Raw genomic sequence first — 17,722 nt, 5'->3', positions numbered from 1 at the left:
TCCTACCCGCCGGTCTGAACGCAGGCAAAAACGGGCCCCGGGGGCGGCTCGGGAAGGCCGAAGCGCTCCGGATAACCGACGCCCTGCAGATAGAGACCCTGCGCCGGCGCCGTCATCCCCGCCCGCCGCCGGTCACGAGCGGCCAGCACCGACGCCACCCAGTCGCCCGGTTTCTCTCCGGCACCCACTGCCATGAGTGTGCCGACAATATTCCGCACCATGTGATGCAGGAAGGCGTTAGCCGTGATATCGAAGGCGATGACGCCGTCATGCCGGGCAACGCGAAGCGTCTGGATGCGACGGACCGGATGGTGCGCCTGGCAGGCCGCCGCCCGGAAACTGCTGAAATCATGCTCGCCGATTAAGTGACCGGCGGCCGCCTGCATTCGTTCCTCATCCAGGGGCTTCCAGGTCCAGCCCACCCGATTGCGCAGAAGGACCGGCCGTAAGGGCGAATCCATCAGCAGGTAGCGATAGGACCGGGAGAGCCCGGATCGGCGGGCATCGAAATCATCTCCCGGCCAGGCCACCCAGCGGACACCGATATCCGGCGGCAGGTGCGAGTTGACCCCCCGCACCCAAGCCCGTCCGGGTCGGGCCACCGGCGTATCAAAGTGTACGACCTGCGCGCAGGCATGAACGCCGGCATCGGTGCGTCCGGCCGCAACCACCTCCACCGGGTGCCGGGCAATCGCCGCAACCGCCTGTTCGAGTCGGGCCTGCACGGAGTCGGCATGATGCTGGCGCTGCCACCCGCTATAGCCGCTGCCGGCGTATTCGATGCCAAGCGCGAGGCGCGTCATGCCCGAAACAGCGGATGCTCCGGCGATAGAATCCGACCCTTGCGGGCAACATCCTGCCAGCGCTCATCACCATCGTCGTTGATCTGCGCCTGCAGCACATGCGCCTCCGACTCGAAGCCGGCGCGGTCCTCCCGCATTGCCAGCACATCCAGGAGCTTGAGCCGCAGCTCGATGCTGTCGGGCTCCTCACCCAGAGCATCATCGAGCACCGCCTGAGCCTGCTCGAGTCGGCCATAGGCAATCAACTCACTGGCGCGCTCCAGTGGCTCCGCGGGTTCTGGTTGGGCGCCGGTGCCGCGAACGCTGGTCTCGCCGAGGGCCGGCTCGACCGTCGGCTCTTCGACGACCGGCCGGCCGGACTGCGGGCGCCAATCGGACGGTAATGTCGCATCGTCACGACGAGCGGCCCGCCGTCGATAACGACGACGCCAGGCAATCAGAACAATCAGGCTGATCAGACCGGCGAGCCCGCCGAGCCACCCCCGCACCCACGGCTCCTGAACGGCCGCTCGAGGGTTGGCGATCGCCCAGTCGAACTTCTGCCGCAACCATTCCAGCACCATGGCGCCGGTGATCTCCGCCGGCTCCACATCGCCATCCCGGCCCGACGCAGGCGTTGGGGAGATTGGATCGCGGGTGAGCAGCGTCTCCAGGCGGGCCATATCCGCCTGCAGATTGAGTAGTGTGCTCCGAAGGGCACGATTGTCGGCGCTCAGGCGCTCGTTGGAGGCCTCCATACGGTCCAGCTGTGCTTCCAGCCCGGCGAGAGACTCCCGGGTGATGGGGTTATCCGCCGCAGAGGCCGCCTTTGTTTCCGCGTCGGATGCCGCGGCCGTCGGCTCCGGCGGCAGAAGCCGAAGCGGAGCGCTGTCGGTTGGGACGGACCCCGACGGCATCGCGTCGTCAGCGCCATCGCTCACCGCCGGCGACGTGTCGGTCACAGCCCCACGCAGGGGTTGCCCCGGCCCCTGCCAGGCGTCCAGCTGTCGAGCAACCTCGCGGTTGGCCACCGCCTGCTCCGGAAACCGCAAGGCCCCGCCCGGCGGGATCCTCAGGGTGGTGTCGCGCTGCAGGGCGTTGATGTTCTCGGCATTGAAGCTGCCCGGATTCTCCGCGAGCAGTGCGAGCATCATCTGATTGGTCGCTACGGCCTCGGGACGGACCGTTTCGGCGATGCTGTAGAGCGTGTCCGTGGCGCGGGTCGGGCCGTAGCGCAGATCCGACCCACTGCTCGGCTGCAGCTTCTTCCCGTCGCCGTCGATGCCGTACTGGCGGACAAGCCGGCCATCAGGCCAGCTCAGCACCACCAGGAACTCGAGCCCATCGCCGGCGACCTCGAACGGCGCCCGGGTGGACAGACGGATTCGCGCCGGCTCTGCTCCGGCCAGCTCCAGTGACAGCGACGGTGGCAGCGTCTGCGGATTGATACCGGCCTCGGCGTGGGCGCGGTCGCTGGCCAGTTCCACCGTCGCCGAGGCAGTATCAATGCGGTCGGCTTCCGCTACCGCGATGTCCGCGGCCAGCGGTTCGCCAGATTGGGACTGGATGCGCAGATCGCCCAACTGCAGGGCCCGAGCCGATGGCACAGCCACCAGCAGCAGGCATGCCAGGGCGATGCCACGACGCATCAGTCCGCGACCACCAGACGCAGCATACGCCGCAGCGGTTCGGCGGCGCCCCAGAGCAGCTGATCACCGACGGTGAAGGCCGACAGGTACTCACCGCCCATCGCCAGCTTGCGCAACCGACCCACGGGAATGTCCAGCCCGCCACTGACGGCGGCCGGCGTGAGCTGTTTCTGGCTGGCCTCCGGCTCGTTGGGGACCACATAAACCCAGTCATTGGCTTCGTCGAGCATACCCTCGATATCAGCGATGGGGACGTCCCGTCGGAGCTTGATGGTCAGCGCCTGGGCATGGGAGCGCATGGCACCGATTCGCACGCAGATGCCGTCAATGGGAATCGGTTCATAGCGCCGGCCGAGGATCTTGTTGGTTTCCACGCCGGCCTTCCATTCCTCGCGGCTCTGGCCACCTTCCACCGGCTTGTCGATCCAGGGAATGAGGCTGCCGGCCAGCGGTACGCCGAAGTGGTCGGCCGGATAGCCCGCGCTGCGCAGTGCCTCGGTGACATCACGATCGATGTCCAGGATCGCGCCCGCCGGATCATCCAGCCGGGCACCGGCCGCGTCACGCAGATAGCCCATCTGGCGCAGCAGCTCGCGCATGTGCTGGGCGCCGGAGCCGGATGCCGCCTGATAGGTCATCGGCGAGACCCACTCGACCAGGTCATGCTCGAAGAGACCGCCGAGCGCCATGAGCATCAGGCTGACCGTGCAGTTGCCACCGACGAAGGTCCGCACGCCCTCGCTGAGCCCCTGCCGGATCACCCCATCATTGACCGGATCGAGCACGATGATGCTCTCGTCGGCCATGCGCAGTGTGGAGGCCGCATCGATCCAGTAACCCTGCCAGCCGCCACGGCGCAGGTCGTCGTACACAGCGCCGGTGTAATCACCGCCCTGACAAGTGACGATGGCGTCCATTTCGGCCAGCGCCGAGAGGTCATGGGCATCCTGGAGCGCCGGCACGGGCTTGCCGACATCGGGCCCAGGCTGGCCGGTCTGTGATGTCGAGAAGAAAACCGGTTCGATGTCGGCAAAGTCGCCTTCGGCGCGCATACGGTCCATGAGCACGGAGCCCACCATGCCGCGCCAGCCGACAAATCCTACCTTGTGCATGGAAAACCTCTGATTCGAATGAAATGGGTTTGCGCCCGACGGAGGCGTCGGGCTCAGTCGCGGGCCTCACGCAATGCATTGACCACGGCATCGCCCATGGCCGCCGTGCCGATTGCCTCGGCGCCTGGGCTGACGAGATCCGCGGTGCGATGACCGTCGGCAAGCACCCTGCCCACCGCGCGCTCCACGTGATCGGCGAGCGCACCCTCATCGAGGCTGTGGCGCAGCATCATCGCCACCGATAGCAGGGTGGCGAGCGGATTGGCGATGCCCTTACCGGAGATGTCCGGTGCCGAGCCGTGAACCGGCTCGTAGAGTCCGCGCCCCCGGTCGTCCAGTGACGCCGAGGGCAGCATGCCGATGGATCCGGTGAGCATCGCCGCGCAATCGGAGAGGATGTCGCCGAAGAGATTGCCGGTGACCAGGACATCGAACTGGCGCGGATCCCGCACCAGCTGCATGGCGGCATTGTCGACATACATATGACTCAGCCGGACATCCGGATAGGCCGGCGCCAGGCTTTCCATCACCTCCCGCCAGAGCTCGCTGGATTCGAGCACGTTGGCCTTGTCCACCGAACATAGCGAACCGTTGCGCCGGGCGGCCGCCTCGAAGGCGGCACGGCCGATCCGCTCGATCTCGTCAGTGCCGTAAACCAGGGTGTTAAAGGCCTCACGGACCCCGTCCTCACGGGTCCGGATGCCACGGGGCTGACCAAAGTAGATGCCGCCGGTGAGTTCCCGGACGATCAGGATATCCAGCCCGGAGACCGCATCGGGGCGCAGCGAAGAGGCGTCCACCAGTTCCGGGAAGAGCATCGCCGGGCGCAGGTTGGCGAACAGCCCCAGCGCCGAGCGGATCGACAGTAATCCGGTCTCCGGGCGCCGGTCACGCTCCAGACCATCCCACTGCGGGCCGCCGACCGCGCCCAGCAGGAGGGCGTCCGACTCCTCCGCCAGGCGTTGCGTGGAGGCCGGAAACGGCTCGCCCTCGGCGTCCACTGCGCAGCCGCCGAGATGGGCATATTCGAGCTCGGCATCGAGCCCGAAGTCAGCCATCAGACAGCGCAGCAGTTTATCCGCCTCGGCAATGATCTCAGGGCCGACATGGTCGCCCGGTAGCATCAGCAGCTTATGAGTCATGACGGTTCCACGTCCGTGAACAGCCATGGCGTGACCTCGCGCCGCTGCTGCTCATAGGCCCGGATCTCATCGGCATGCTCGAGCGTCAGCCCGATCTCGTCGAGCCCCTCGACCAGCATATGCTTGCGATGGGGATCGATCTCGAACGCATGCTGCTCACCCTCGGGGGTGATTACCCGCTGCTCGGGCAGATCCACGGTCAGCCGGTAGCCTTCATTGGCCCAGATGGCCTCGAACAGCCACTGCACGGTCTCGGCGGGCAGCGTCAGCGGAAGAATGCCGTTCTTCGAGCAGTTGTTGTAGAAGATATCGGCAAAGCTCGGCGCAATGAGCACGCGGAAGCCGAAGTCGGCCAGGGCCCAGGGCGCATGCTCGCGGGAGGAGCCGCAGCCGAAGTTCTCGCGGGCGAGCAGGATCGACGCCCCCTGGTAGCGGGGCTGATTGAGGACGAAATCAGAGTTCAGCGGCCGGTCGGTGCAGTCCTGGCCGGGCTGGCCCTCGTCCATGTAGCGCCACTCGTCGAACAGATTGGGGCCGAAACCGGTCCGGTGGATCGACTTCAGAAACTGCTTGGGGATGATGGCATCGGTGTCGACATTGGAGCGATCAAGCGGCGCCACCAGGCCTTCCACGCGGGTCAATGGTTCCATGATTCAGTGCTCCAGCTCTCTGACATCGACGAAATGACCGGCCACCGCGACGGCCGCCGCCATCTCGGGGCTGACCAGATGGGTCCGCCCGCCGGCTCCCTGGCGGCCCTCGAAATTGCGGTTGGAGGTGGACGCGCAGCGCTCACCCGGGCTGAGTCGATCGGGATTCATCCCCAGGCACATGGAACAGCCGGCGTCCCGCCATTCAAAGCCGGCCTCCTTGAATACCTGATCAAGGCCCTCCTGCTCGGCCTGCCACTTCACCAGGCCGGAACCAGGGACCACCATTGCCTCGCGGATCCCCTTGGCGATGCGCTTGCCGCGCAGCACACGCGCCGCGGCACGCAGATCCTCGATCCGCGCGTTGGTGCAGGAACCGATGAAGACCTTTTCGGGGCGGATTTCCCGAATCGGCGTTCCCGGCTCCAGACCCATATACTCCAGCGCCCGTTGCATGCCGGCCCGACGGGTCTCATCGGGCTCTTCCGCCGGATCGGGCACGACGCCGTCCACCGCGACCACCATCTCCGGCGAAGTCCCCCAGGAGACCTGCGGCTTTATTTCAGCCGCATCCAGCGTTACCACCCGATCGAACTCGGCATCCTCATCACTCACCAGCGTCCGCCAGTAGGCCTCGGCCTTGTCCCACATATCCTCGCTGGGCGCATATGGCCGGCCACGGAGGTATTCGATGGTGGTGTCATCGACGGCGACCATGCCGCAGCGGGCGCCGGCCTCGATCGACATGTTGCAGATGGTCATCCGACCGGACATGGGCAGTGCGCGGATGGCCTCGCCACCGTACTCCACCGCGTATCCGGTGCCACCCGCCGTACCGATCCGGCCGATGATGGCGAGCATGATGTCCTTCGCGGTCACCCCCGGGCCGGTCTGCCCGTCGACGCGGATGAGCATGCGCTTGGAGCGCGCCTGAACGACGGTCTGGGTGGCCAGCGCATGTTCCACCTCGGACGTACCGATGCCGAACGCCAGCGCCCCCAGCGCGCCATGTGTGGAGGTATGCGAATCACCGCAGACCACGGTCATGCCCGGCTGCGTCGCGCCCTGCTCGGGACCAATGATGTGAACGATGCCCTGGCGCCGGTCCAGCAGGCCGAACTGGGTGATGCCGTATTCCCGGCAGTTGCGATTCAGGGTTTCCACCTGCAGCGCCGAGATCGGATCGGCGATGCCATTGGCCCGATCCGTCGTGGGCACATTGTGATCGACCACGGCCAGGTTGGCCGGCACCCGCCAGAGCGGGCGATCTGCCAGTCGTAGCCCCTCGAATGCCTGGGGTGAGGTCACTTCGTGGACGAGCTGACGGTCGATGTACAGCAGCGCCGTGCCATCACCGTTGTCGCGGACCACATGCGCATCCCAGAGTTTGTCGTAGAGGGTCTTGCCGGCCATGAATCTTCCTCGCGCGATAGCACCGGTAAACAGTTAGCTGTGTGAGTATACGCGCCCGGCGATCGCCGGTTAAGCGGAACGCGCGTAGAGGCTGTCCCGGCGCGGCACGACGCTGGCGGCGACAATGGCTGCCAATGCCGCAATGCCGGCGGCCATCAGGAAAATCTGCGACCCGCCGGCGGTATCCCACAGGCGGCCGGCCATGTAACTGCCCAGGGCAACCCCGGCGCCGAAGGTCATGCTGCTGTAGATCGCCTGACCACGCCCCTGCAGACCGCCCGTGAAATAGCGATCGATCAACGAGATCGCCGCCGCATGATAGACGCCGTAGGTGGCCGCATGCATAAGCTGAGCCATTGCCTGGACCGGCATCAACTCCGGGAAGCCGGCCACCAGCAGCCAGCGCATGGCACCCAGACTCATCGCCAGGGCGAGCAGGCGGCGCGGGCCGAAACGGGGCAGCCAGCGCGGCATGAGCAGGAAGACGCCGATTTCGGCGATCAATGCCACCGCCCAGAGCAGGCCGATCGCCGTCCCGCTGTATCCATAATCCTGCAGATAGATGCTGTAGAACGCGTAGAACGGACCGTGGCTGACCTGCAGCAGAAAGCAGGCAACCAGCAACCCCAGCACCCGGGGCTGGCGCAGTACCGACAGCAGTCGGCCGTCGCCGCTGTCCGCCGAGCGACGATCCGCCTGCGGCACCGTCAGACTGATGACAGCGAGGACCAGAAAAAGGAACAGCAGCACCGTTGGCACGATGTCGACGCCGAGGCGGTCGATCCCTTCGCCCACGGCCAGCACCGAAATCATGAAGCCCACCGTCCCCCAGAGCCGAATGCGCGGATAGAACTGCGTCTGACCCGCCAGATGGCTCATGGTGTTTGCCTCGAACTGAGGCAGTGCGGCGTTCCAGAAGAAGCTGAACGTCACCATGACCGCCGCCATCCACAAAAAGCCGCCGCCCTGGATCAGGACACCGGAGAAGCCGACCAGGGCGGCGAGACAGGCGATGCGGATGATGGCGATGCGCCGGCCGGTATGATCCGCGACCCAGCCCCAGAGGTTGGGCGCGACGATCTTGGTGGCATGCAGCAGGGCGATCAGACTGCCGATCGCCGCGGCATCGAAGCCACGGCTCTTCAGGTAGGGCCCCCAGTACGGCGAGAGCACACCCAGCACGCCGAAGAAGGCCAGGTAAAACGCCGACAGGCGGATAGTGGGCAGGGCATTCGCCATGCCCGGGCTAGTCTTCGATATGGCCGGGGATAATGGGGGTTCCTGAATCCACGTCGGCATTCTGGCCACGATGCCGGAGGTGGTGATCCATCAGCACCAGGGCCAGCATAGCCTCGGCAATGGGTGTTGCCCGAATCCCCACACAGGGGTCGTGGCGGCCCGTCGTCACGACCTCCTCGGGCTCGCCGTGGATATTCACGGATCGGCCAGGGATACGAATACTGGAGGTGGGCTTGAGGGCCATCCGCGCGACGAGGTCCTGGCCGGTGGAGATGCCCCCGAGCGTACCGCCGGCGTTGTTGGACACGAATCCCTCGGGTGTCATCTCGTCGCGATGCTCGGTCCCCTTCTGGGCGGCACTCGCGAACCCGGCGCCGATCTCGACACCGCGCACGGCATTGATGCTCATCAGCGCATGGGCGATGTCGGCGTCGAGTCGGTCGAACACCGGCTCGCCCAGGCCCGGCGGCACGCCGCGGGCGAGTACGCCAACCGCGGCGCCGACCGAGTCGCCGGATTTACGCAGCTCGTCCATATAGGCCTCAAGCTCTGGCAGCCGGCCCGGCTCGCCACAGAAAAAGGGATTGGTGTCGACGGCGTCCCAGTCTTCGAGCGCCAGCTCAATCGGACCGAGCTGGGTCAGCCAGCCGCGAATACGGATACCGAGCCGCTCCTGGAGGTACTTGCGGGCGATACCGCCGGCCGCCACGCGAACCGCGGTTTCCCGCGCCGAGGAACGGCCGCCACCGCGGTAGTCCCGCGTGCCGTACTTCTGCCAGTAGGTGTAGTCGGCGTGTCCAGGCCGGAACAGCTGGCTGATCTTCGAATAATCCTTCGAGCGCTGATCCATGTTCTCGATGAGCAGACCGATGGGCGCACCAGTCGTGACCCCTTCGAACACGCCGGAGAGGATCCGGACCTCATCACCCTCGCGGCGCTGCGAGGTATGTCGGGAGGTCCCGGGTTTGCGACGGTCGAGATCGCCCTGCAGGTCCGCCTCGCTGAGCGCAAGGCCGGGTGGGCAGCCATCCACCACGGCGCCCAGGGCGGGGCCGTGGCTCTCGCCGAAGGTCGTCACCGTGAACAGTCGACCAAAGGTGTTTCCGGACATGATCTTGAGTCTACTCCGTTGAATTGGCGCGGGTCAGTGGGGCAAGGGCCTGACGGAGGGTCAGGGCATCAATCACGAATACGCCCTGCCCGCCATGCTCGAACTCGATCCAGGTCACTGGCAGTTCAGGGAACGCGGCCTCGAAGGCGGCTGCACCGTGTCCGATCTCGCAGACCAGCAGGCCATGATCGGCCAGCCGCTCGGCGGCCTGCGGCAGAAGGCGTCGAACAGCATCCAGCCCATCGTCACCGGCCGCCAGCGCCTCCCGGGGCTCATGTCGGTACTCCGGCGGCAGCGTCGCCATGGCCGCCGCGTCCACATACGGAGGATTGGAGACGATGAGATCCAGCAAGGGCTCGGGGGGGATGGCATCCAGCAGATCGGACTCCCGTACCGTGACCCGATCCTCAACGCCGTGACGACGCGCATTGTCTTGAGCACAGGCGAGGGCGGCCGGCGAGTCATCCAGGGCATCGACCTGGACGTCGGGCAGGGCCAGGGCGGCCGCGATGGCAATACAGCCACTGCCGGTGCCGACATCGGCGATCCGTTGCAGGCGGTCCGGATCCACCCAGGGTGCGAAACCCGATTCAATCAGCTCGGCGATGGGCGAGCGAGGGATCAGCACCGTCTCATCCACGGAAAAAGCGAGTCCGCAGAACCAGGCCTCGCCCAGGATATAGGGCACTGGCCGGCGCCGGATCACCCGCTCGTCGATCTGAACGAAAAGCCGCTCGCGCTCATCCCCGTCCAGACGGCAGCCGAAGTACGCGGCATGCAGGTCCGGTGGCAGGTGCAGCGAGCCCAGAACCAGTGCGGCCGCCTCATCCAGGGCATTGTCCGTGCCATGACCGAAATGCAGCCCCGCCGCCTGGAAGCGGCTCGCCGCCCAGCGGATGAAATCGCCTACGGTTGAGAGGGCATCGGTGGAATTTCCGGTCATCCGGACAGTCTATCAGCCCGGAATGCCCATGCATGCACCCCGGGAGTGGCATAATGAGCGCCATGAAAGGCAACTTCCCCGTCGGACTGTTCATTACCGTGGCGCTGGTCGCCGGATTGAGTGCGGCCGGGGCAATGATGTTCTGGCCCGGGCCCGAGTCAGGCGCCGATCGGCCATCGCAGGAGATGGTCGGCACGGTTCTGCCACAGGCGCGGGCGCTGCCCGAGGTCACGCTGATGGATCATGAAGGTGGACCCTGGACGTCGGCGGACCTGACGGGTCGCTGGCAATACCTGTTCTTCGGCTTTACCCACTGCCCGGATGTCTGCCCCATGACCCTGGCGACGCTCGCCGGTGCCGTGCAGCAGCTGAAGACCGACGGGGCCGAAGCGATGCCGGAGGTGGTCTTCGTGACCGTCGATCCCGAGCGCGACACCCCCGCCGCGATGGAGAACTATGTGGGGCATTTCAACGATGCGTTTGTCGGGGTAACCGGCGGGCGCGAAGAAATCGACCGCCTGACCGACGCGCTGGGCATCTCATACACGCTGCATGAACCCGATGAGAACGGCGATTATGCGGTTGATCACAGCGCGGCCATTCTGCTGATCGACCCGCAGGGTCGGCTGCGGGCGCTCTGGCAGCCTCCGCATGGCCGCGACGTGCTGGCAGAGGAATACCAGCGCATCCAGCAGCGATTCCCCTCGGCATGAGCCGCATGACCGCGAGACTCTTCGGTCCCTTCGTCACCATGCTGCCCCAGCATGGCGTCTCCCGCGTGGTGCATGCGCTGGCGCGCTGGCGCTGGCGTCCCTGGAAAAACCTGCTGATCCGGGTCTTCAGCCGCGTCTATGCGGTGGATCGAGGTGAGGCGGCGGCCAGTGACAGCCATGCCTATGTCAGCTTCAACGACTTCTTCACACGCGCGCTGGCGCCGGGCGCACGGCCGTTGGAGACGGCGCCGGATGCGGTCATCAGCCCGGTTGACGGGAGTGTCAGCGAGTTCGGCACCATCACGGCGGGTCGGCTGATTCAGGCCAAGGGCCAGGACTATGGCGTCACCGAACTGCTGGGAGGAGACGAGGCGCTGGCAGGACAGTTCGAAGACGGCCACTTCGCGACCCTCTACCTCTCCCCCCGTGATTACCACCGGGTGCACATGCCCGTGGCGGGTTCTCTGCAGCGCATGCTGCACGTCCCGGGGCGCTTGTTCGGTGTTTCGCGGCCATTGGTGCAGCAGATTCCCCGCTTGTTTGCCCGCAATGAGCGGGTCATCAGTGTCTTCGATACGCCGGGTGGACCGCTGGCCGTCGTGCTCGTGGGGGCCATCGGTGTCGGCAGCATCGAGACCGTCTGGGCGGGCGAAATCACCCCACCCCGTGGCCAGCGCATCCGCAGCTGGGACTACCGCCAGGCTCCGGTGGCATTGGACATGGGCGAAGAGATGGGGCGGTTCAACCTGGGCTCCACGGTGATTCTGCTCCTCGCCGAACAGGATCTGGCCTGGCGCGACGGCCTGGCGGTGGATCAGCCCATTCGCATGGGTGAGCGACTCGCTGGCAGGGCAAGCGAGGCCATATCAGGCGCGATCCCAGGGGAAAGCGATCACACCGGCGAGTGAGTCCTCGCCGGCCGCAAGGGCAAACAGCCGATCCAGGCCCAGGGCCACACCAGCGCAGTCCGGCAGGCCCGATGCCATTGCCGCCAGCAGGCGCTCGTCAATGTCGGGAATCGCCTGTCCTGCCCGCCGGCGGGCCACCTGATCGGACTCGAACCGGCGCCGGAGCGCGCCGGGGTCCGTGAGTTCGTGAAACCCGTTGGCGATCTCGACCCCATTGCAGAAAAGCTCGAATCGCGCCGCGACGCGCGGGTCGGCGTCGTCGAGCCGGGCCAGCACCGCCTGGCCGGCCGGGTAATGGGTGATGAAACAGCGCGCCGGTAGCCCGGGGACGACCACTTGGCTGAACAGCCAGTCAAGCAGGCCGTGCCGAGACAACCCCGTCGGCACCGGCATCGCATTCGGGTGACCGGAGGCAGCCCGCGTCAGTTCCGCCTCACCGGCCACCAGCGGATCCGGCAGCCCCGCATCGAGGAAGGCATCCACATAACGCTTGCGGACCACGCCGGTGGCACCGAGGAATCCCGCCACCAGCGCAGCCACCTCGTCCATGAGCTGATCCGGATGGAAGCCGAGCCGATACCACTCCAACAGGGTGAACTCGGGGTTGTGCCAGCGCCCCTGCTCGCCGGCACGGAACGCCCGTGTGATCTGGTAGCAGTCACCCAGGCCGGCGGCCAGCAGGCGCTTCATGGCGTATTCCGGCGAGGTCTGCAGCCAGCGCCCCGTATCGCGCTCGCGCAGGCTCTCGATATGCACATCGGTCACGCCCGCCTGCGACAGCACAGGGGTCTCTACCTCAATGAGTTCGCGCTCGGCGAAGAAGCGGCGTACCGCCTTCAGCCAGTCTGCCCGCTGGCGAAGCCGGCCGATGTCCGCGCTTGGTGGCCAGTCTGCGCCAGCCATGCCAGCTCGGTTGCCGGTCATTCGATGACCGGGCAGACGGGCCGGAGAACGCCCATCGGCTCAGGCCTCAGTCCTTGGCCCGGGAAACATACTCGCCGGTGCGGGTATCCACCTTCAGCACCTCACCCTCCTGGATGAACAGCGGCACCTGGACCACCGCGCCGGTCTCGAGGGTCGCCGGCTTGCTGCCGCCGCTGCTGGTGTCGCCCTTCAGGCCGGGATCGGTCTGCGTGACCTGCAGGGTGACATGCGGTGGCGGCTCCACCGACAACGGTTCGCCGTTGTACAGCGTCACACTGCAGATATCCTGTTCCTTCAACCACTTGCCGGCATCACCCACGGCTTCCGGTGGCGCGGGATGCTGCTCGAAGGTCTCCGGCGCCATGAAGTGATAGAACTCGCCATCGTTGTAGAGATACTGCATCTCCGTTTCCAGAACGTCAGCGGCCTCAACGCTCTCGCCGGACTTGAAGGTACGATCAATGACCTTGCCGGTCTTGAGGTTACGGACCTTGACCCGGTTGAATGCCTGCCCCTTACCCGGCTTGACGAACTCGTTCTCGACAATGGTGTAGGGTTCGCCGTCGAGCATGAGCTTGAGGCCCGACTTGAACTGGTTGGTGCTGTAACTCGCCATTGGTTCTCCATTGCGCTCGCGGCCGCATCGGTACGCGGCGGATGGCGCAGCATGCTAACGGAAAAGACGAAGGGATAACATCATGATGCCAGCGCAGTGGCAGCGCGAGTGGCAGGCGGCCCTCCGCGATCCCGCCGCTCTGCTCGAGAAGCTGCAGCTCGACCCTGACCTGCTCGGACCGGCCCGGCAGGCCGCCGATCTGTTTCCACTACGGGTACCCCAGGCCTATCTCGCCCGTATCCGCCCGGGAGACCCGGATGATCCGCTGCTGCGCCAGGTCCTGCCCATCGGCGCCGAGGCAACGGATACCCCGGGTTTCGCTGATGATCCAGTCGGCGATGGCGCGAGCCTGCGAGACGGCGGCGTGATCCACAAGTACCAGGGCCGCGCCCTGCTGGTGGCCACCGGTGCCTGCGCCATCAACTGCCGCTACTGCTTTCGCCGGCATTTCCCTTACGCCGAGGCCAGCGCCAGCGCTGGACACTGGACCGCGGCCCTGGCGTACCTGCGGGGAGACAGCACGATCCATGAGGCCATCCTCAGCGGCGGCGACCCACTCAGCCTGAACGACCGACGCCTGCGGGAACTGGCGGATGGTCTGGCCGACATCCCCCATCTGCGCCGCATCCGCGTCCACAGCCGTCTGCCGGTGGTCCTGCCAAGCCGGATCGACGCCGACCTGCTGGACTGGCTCGCCGGTACCCGCCTCAGCGCGGTCATGGTCATCCATGCCAACCACCCCAACGAACTCGATACCGGCGTGGCCGAGGCCCTCCAGCGCCTCGCTGAGCAAGGCGTGCGACTCTATAACCAGGCGGTCCTGCTGCGCGGAGTCAATGATGACGCCGACGTGCTCGAGGCGCTCGGCGAGCGGTTATTCGACCTCGGTGTCCAGCCCTACTACCTGCACCTCCTCGACCGTGTCCGAGGCGCGGCCCACTTCGAGGTACCCGAAACCGAGGCCTGCGGGCTGATGCGCCGTCTGGCCGCCCGCACCCCCGGCTACCTGTTACCAAGACTCGTGCGCGAGGTGGCCGGCGAGCCGTGGAAGGTGCCGATCGAGTGGACAGCAAAGGGTTGAGAGCGCGGTCAATCTGCCGCCGTGCCCTGTCGCTCCCGTCTCCTTGTCCCGGGCTCGCGCGGTGCGCGAGGCGCTTCACGCAGTGGATAACACACCGAAACGCGCCCCGAGGTCGCCCGGGACAAGGAGACGGGACCGACAAGCCATGACAAACCACTAGATCCCGGGCTTGCCGGCTCCGCCCCTTTTCCCGGACGATCTTGAGGCGCCCGTCTGTGTGACATCCACCGCGCTCCACGCCCCGCGTCTCGCGTGAGTCCGGGGAAAGGGGCGGAGCCGGCACAGCGCCTAACCGCGTCTCAGGGCCTCGATCCGCTCCTCGATCGGTGGATGCGACATGAACCAGCGCTTCAATCCACCCCGGGCAATGCGTCCCGAGATACCGAAGGCCTCCATCTGGTCCGGCAGGTCCTCCGCCGGCGGTGTGCCGCCGAGACGCTGCAGGGCCGCGATCATCTTGTCGCGGCCGGCGAGGGCCGCGGCGCCGGCATCGGCCCGGAACTCGCGCTGGCGCGAGAACCACATCACGATCACCGAGGCGAGCACCGCCAGCAGGATCTCGGCGATGATGGTGGTGATCCAGAAACCGGGGCCGTGGCCACGCTCGTTCTTGAACACCGCCCGATCGACAAAATGGCCGATGACCCGGGCGAGGAAGATCACGAAGGTATTCACAACCCCCTGGATAAGCGCCAGCGTGACCATGTCGCCGTTCTGGACATGACAGACCTCGTGGGCGAGCACCGCCTCGGCCTCGTCCCGGGTCATGGTCTGGAGCAGTCCGCTGCTGACGGCGACCAGGGCGTTGTTGCGGCTCATGCCAGTCGCGAAGGCGTTGACCTGGGGCGAGTCGTAGATCCCCACCTCGGGCATGCCGACGCCGGCGGCACGGGCCTGCTCGCGGACCGTATCGATGAGCCATTGCTCGACCGCGTTGGCAGGCTTTTCGATCACCCGCACGCCCATGGCGCGCTTGGCCATCCACTTGGAGATGGCAAGCGACAGAAAGCTGCCGCCCATGCCGAATACCGCGGCGAAGATCAGCAGCGCCTGATAGTCCAGTGCACCGCCGTCCGCCTGCAGCAGGCGATCAACACCCAGCAGCCTCAGCACCGTGCCCAGCACGATGATGATGGCGATGTTGGTGCCCAGGAACAGCATGATCCGCTTCACGGTTCTACTCCTTGACGAGGGGCGCGAGGCCGTCCACGCGCTGGAATCCACGCGGCAGCGGTCGTCCACGGCGGCCGCGTTCCCCCTCGTAGCCGGCCAGATCGGCCGGTTTGAGGGTCAGCGTCCGTTTGCCGGCCCGCACGACCAGTGGCTCCCCGGCGGCGAGCGTGCATAGCCCGACCACCTGCTCACTGCCATCCCGGCGCTGCGCCGCCGGAATGTCGATGAGCTTGTTGCCCTTGCCACGGGCCAGCTCCGGAAGCTGCGCCAGCGGGAAGACCAGCAGGCGTCCGGCGCTGGTCGCGGCGGCCACCCGGTCGGCATCGCTCTGCAGCATGACCGGCGCCAGGATATGGCCGCCGGAGGCCAGGTTGAGCACCGCCTTGCCGGCCTTCTGACGGCCCTGAAGGTATTTCATGCGGGTGACGAAGCCATAGCCGGAGTCGGCTGCCAGCAGCGTGCCGTCTTCGGGCTCGCCACAGAGCACATGGACAAAGTGTGCGCCCTGCGGCGGCTGCAGCCGCCCGGTGAGGGGTTCGCCCTGCCCGCGGGCCGATGGCAGCGTATGCGCCGGGAGGCTGTAACTGCGTCCTTGGGTGTCCAGGAAAACGGCAAGCTGGTTGCTGCGCCCGGTGGCGGCATCGGCAAAGGCGTCACCGGCACGGTAGGAGAGTTTTGTCGGATCCACCTCATGGCCCTTGGCGGCACGCGCCCAGCCCTTCTGCGACAGCACGACGGTGACGGGCTCGCTGGGCACGAGGTCGCTCTCGCTGAGTGCCCGGGCGCTGCTGCGGGCGACCAGCGGCGAGCGTCGGTCATCGCCGTATGCTTCGGCGTCGGCCTGGAGCTCCGACTGGATGAGCCGCGTCATCCTCGCCTTCGAACCCAGGGTCTTCTGCAGGTGCTCCCGTTCCTCGGCGAGTTCATCCTGCTCGCCACGGATCTTCATTTCCTCGAGCCGTGCCAGATGCCGCAGGCGCAGTTCGAGAATCGCCTCGGCCTGGGTATCGGTCAGGCCGAAGCGCTCCATGAGCGCGGGCTTGGGCTCATCCGCCTCACGGATGATGGCGATCACCTCGTCGATGTTGAGGTAGGCGACCAGAAGACCTTCAAGCACATGCAACCGCGCCTCGACCTTGTCCAGGCGCCACTGCAGGCGGCGGCGAACGGTATCGCGGCGATATTCGAGCCATTCACCGAGCAGTTCGCGCAGGTTGCGCACCCGCGGCCGGCCATCGAGGCCAATGACGTTCAGGTTGACCCGGTAGGTCTTCTCGAGATCGGTGGTGGCGAACAGATGCTGCATCACCTCCTCGGCATCCACCCGATTGGAGCGCAGGGTGATCACCAGTCGAGTGGGGTTCTCATGATCGGATTCATCGCGCAGATCCTCGACCATCGGCAGCTTCTTCGACTGCATCTGCGCGGCGATCTGCTCGAGTACCCGGCTGCCCGAGACCTGGAACGGCAGGGCGGTGACGATGACATCGCGGCCGTCCCGCTCCCACTGGGCGCGCAGGCGCAGCCCGCCATGCCCGGTCTCATAGAGCCGGCGGATGTCGGCGGCCGGGGTGATGACCTCCGCCTCGGTGGGAAAGTCCGGCCCCTTGATGTGCTCGCAGAGCGTCGCCACGTCGGCTTCCGGCTCGTCGAGCAGGCGGATGCAGGCGGCGGCCACTTCCCGCAGGTTGTGCGGTGGAATATCAGTGGCCATGCCAACGGCGATCCCCGTGCCACCGTTCAGCAGCACATTGGGCACCCGGGCCGGCAGCGTGACCGGCTCATCAAGGCTGCCGTCGAAATTGGGCTGCCACTCAACGGTCCCCTGCCCCAGTTCCTGCAGCAGCAGCCGCGAATACGGCGCCAGCCGCGCCTCGGTGTAGCGCATGGCCGCGAAGGACTTGGGATCGTCCGCCGACCCCCAGTTGCCCTGGCCATCCACCAGCGGATAGCGGTAGGAGAACGGCTGGGCCATCAGGACCATGGCCTCGTAACACGCCGAATCGCCGTGCGGATGGTACTTGCCCAGCACATCACCCACGGTACGGGCCGATTTCTTGTGCTTGGACGCCGCCGACAGACCGAGCTCCGACATCGCATAGACGATGCGGCGCTGCACCGGCTTGAGGCCGTCGCCCACGTGGGGCAGGGCCCGGTCGAGGATGACGTACATGGAGTAGTCGAGATAGGCCTTTTCGGTGAATTCGTGCAGCGGCCGCCGCTCGAAATCATTGGCCCCGGTATGTTCGGTCATTGCCTGTGACTC

General features: G+C 66.4%; 16 protein-coding genes. 3 read left to right on the top strand and 13 right to left on the bottom strand.

Annotated features, from left to right (window positions below; genetic code table 11):
• Positions 1-2 precede the first annotated feature (2 nt).
• The 9 genes from truA to prmB all read right to left on the bottom strand — a co-directional run bounded on the left by truA (position 3) and on the right by prmB (position 10,041).
• Positions 3-803: a tRNA pseudouridine(38-40) synthase TruA gene (truA, locus tag V6X30_RS01360; protein WP_367982844.1), complete on the bottom strand. Its 801-nt coding sequence runs from the start codon at positions 801-803 to the stop codon at positions 3-5.
• Positions 800-2,431 (bottom strand): type IV pilus assembly protein FimV, encoded by a 1,632-nt coding sequence (locus tag V6X30_RS01355; protein WP_367982843.1) that lies wholly within the window; start codon positions 2,429-2,431, stop codon positions 800-802. Before V6X30_RS01355 ends, truA begins: the two co-directional genes overlap by 4 nt.
• Complete coding sequence (asd, locus tag V6X30_RS01350) at positions 2,431-3,543, bottom strand: aspartate-semialdehyde dehydrogenase (protein WP_367982842.1); 1,113 nt, start codon at positions 3,541-3,543, stop codon at positions 2,431-2,433. The genes V6X30_RS01355 and asd (V6X30_RS01350) overlap by 1 nt, the downstream gene beginning before the upstream one ends.
• Before the next feature lie 53 nt (positions 3,544-3,596).
• Positions 3,597-4,685 (bottom strand): 3-isopropylmalate dehydrogenase, encoded by a 1,089-nt coding sequence (leuB, locus tag V6X30_RS01345; RefSeq protein WP_367982841.1) that lies wholly within the window; start codon positions 4,683-4,685, stop codon positions 3,597-3,599.
• Positions 4,682-5,335, bottom strand: a complete 654-nt coding sequence (leuD, locus tag V6X30_RS01340) for a 3-isopropylmalate dehydratase small subunit (RefSeq protein ID WP_367982840.1) — start codon at positions 5,333-5,335, stop codon at positions 4,682-4,684. Before leuD ends, leuB begins: the two co-directional genes overlap by 4 nt.
• A 3-nt stretch (positions 5,336-5,338) precedes the next feature.
• Entirely contained in the window at positions 5,339-6,748 is a 1,410-nt protein-coding gene (leuC, locus tag V6X30_RS01335; protein ID WP_367982839.1) for a 3-isopropylmalate dehydratase large subunit, read from the bottom strand.
• Positions 6,749-6,817: 69 nt separating this feature from the next.
• Positions 6,818-7,987: an MFS transporter gene (locus V6X30_RS01330; RefSeq protein ID WP_367982838.1), complete on the bottom strand. Its 1,170-nt coding sequence runs from the start codon at positions 7,985-7,987 to the stop codon at positions 6,818-6,820.
• A gap of 7 nt (positions 7,988-7,994) precedes the next feature.
• Positions 7,995-9,098 (bottom strand): chorismate synthase, encoded by a 1,104-nt coding sequence (aroC, locus tag V6X30_RS01325; protein WP_367982836.1) that lies wholly within the window; start codon positions 9,096-9,098, stop codon positions 7,995-7,997.
• 10 nt (positions 9,099-9,108) lie between these two features.
• Complete coding sequence (gene prmB / locus V6X30_RS01320; protein WP_367982834.1) at positions 9,109-10,041, bottom strand: 50S ribosomal protein L3 N(5)-glutamine methyltransferase; 933 nt, start codon at positions 10,039-10,041, stop codon at positions 9,109-9,111.
• Positions 10,042-10,094: 53 nt separating this feature from the next.
• Between prmB and V6X30_RS01315 the strand changes: the two genes are divergently transcribed.
• Positions 10,095-10,754, top strand: a complete 660-nt coding sequence (locus V6X30_RS01315; protein WP_367982832.1) for an SCO family protein — start codon at positions 10,095-10,097, stop codon at positions 10,752-10,754.
• Positions 10,751-11,662 (top strand): archaetidylserine decarboxylase, encoded by a 912-nt coding sequence (asd, locus tag V6X30_RS01310; RefSeq protein WP_367982831.1) that lies wholly within the window; start codon positions 10,751-10,753, stop codon positions 11,660-11,662. The genes V6X30_RS01315 and asd (V6X30_RS01310) overlap by 4 nt, the downstream gene beginning before the upstream one ends.
• Here asd (V6X30_RS01310) and epmA read toward each other — a convergent pair.
• Both epmA and efp read right to left on the bottom strand, forming a co-directional pair.
• The gene (gene epmA, locus V6X30_RS01305) at positions 11,621-12,565 is read right to left on the bottom strand and encodes an EF-P lysine aminoacylase EpmA (protein ID WP_367982830.1); all 945 of its coding nucleotides are present in this window, start codon (positions 12,563-12,565) and stop codon (positions 11,621-11,623) included. The genes asd (V6X30_RS01310) and epmA overlap by 42 nt on opposite strands.
• A 67-nt stretch (positions 12,566-12,632) precedes the next feature.
• Positions 12,633-13,202, bottom strand: a complete 570-nt coding sequence (efp, locus tag V6X30_RS01300) for an elongation factor P (RefSeq protein ID WP_367982829.1) — start codon at positions 13,200-13,202, stop codon at positions 12,633-12,635.
• An 82-nt stretch (positions 13,203-13,284) separates the two neighbouring features.
• Between efp and epmB the strand changes: the two genes are divergently transcribed.
• Positions 13,285-14,283 carry an EF-P beta-lysylation protein EpmB gene (gene epmB / locus V6X30_RS01295; RefSeq protein WP_367982828.1) on the top strand — a complete coding sequence of 333 codons (999 nt, stop codon included), beginning with the start codon at positions 13,285-13,287 and terminating at the stop codon, positions 14,281-14,283.
• Between the two features lie 288 nt (positions 14,284-14,571).
• Here epmB and htpX read toward each other — a convergent pair whose 3' ends face one another.
• On the bottom strand, positions 14,572-15,456 hold the full coding sequence (gene htpX / locus V6X30_RS01290) for a protease HtpX (RefSeq protein ID WP_367982827.1): 885 nt from the start codon (positions 15,454-15,456) through the stop codon (positions 14,572-14,574).
• A gap of 4 nt (positions 15,457-15,460) precedes the next feature.
• On the bottom strand, positions 15,461-17,710 hold the full coding sequence (gene parC / locus V6X30_RS01285; protein WP_367982826.1) for a DNA topoisomerase IV subunit A: 2,250 nt from the start codon (positions 17,708-17,710) through the stop codon (positions 15,461-15,463).
• Positions 17,711-17,722: the final 12 nt, after the last annotated feature.

It is taken from the genome of Spiribacter sp. 1M189 (assembly GCF_040838345.1).
In the GTDB taxonomy this organism is placed as follows: domain Bacteria; phylum Pseudomonadota; class Gammaproteobacteria; order Nitrococcales; family Nitrococcaceae; genus Spiribacter; species Spiribacter insolitus.
This window is presented reverse-complemented; position numbering and strand designations above follow the sequence as displayed.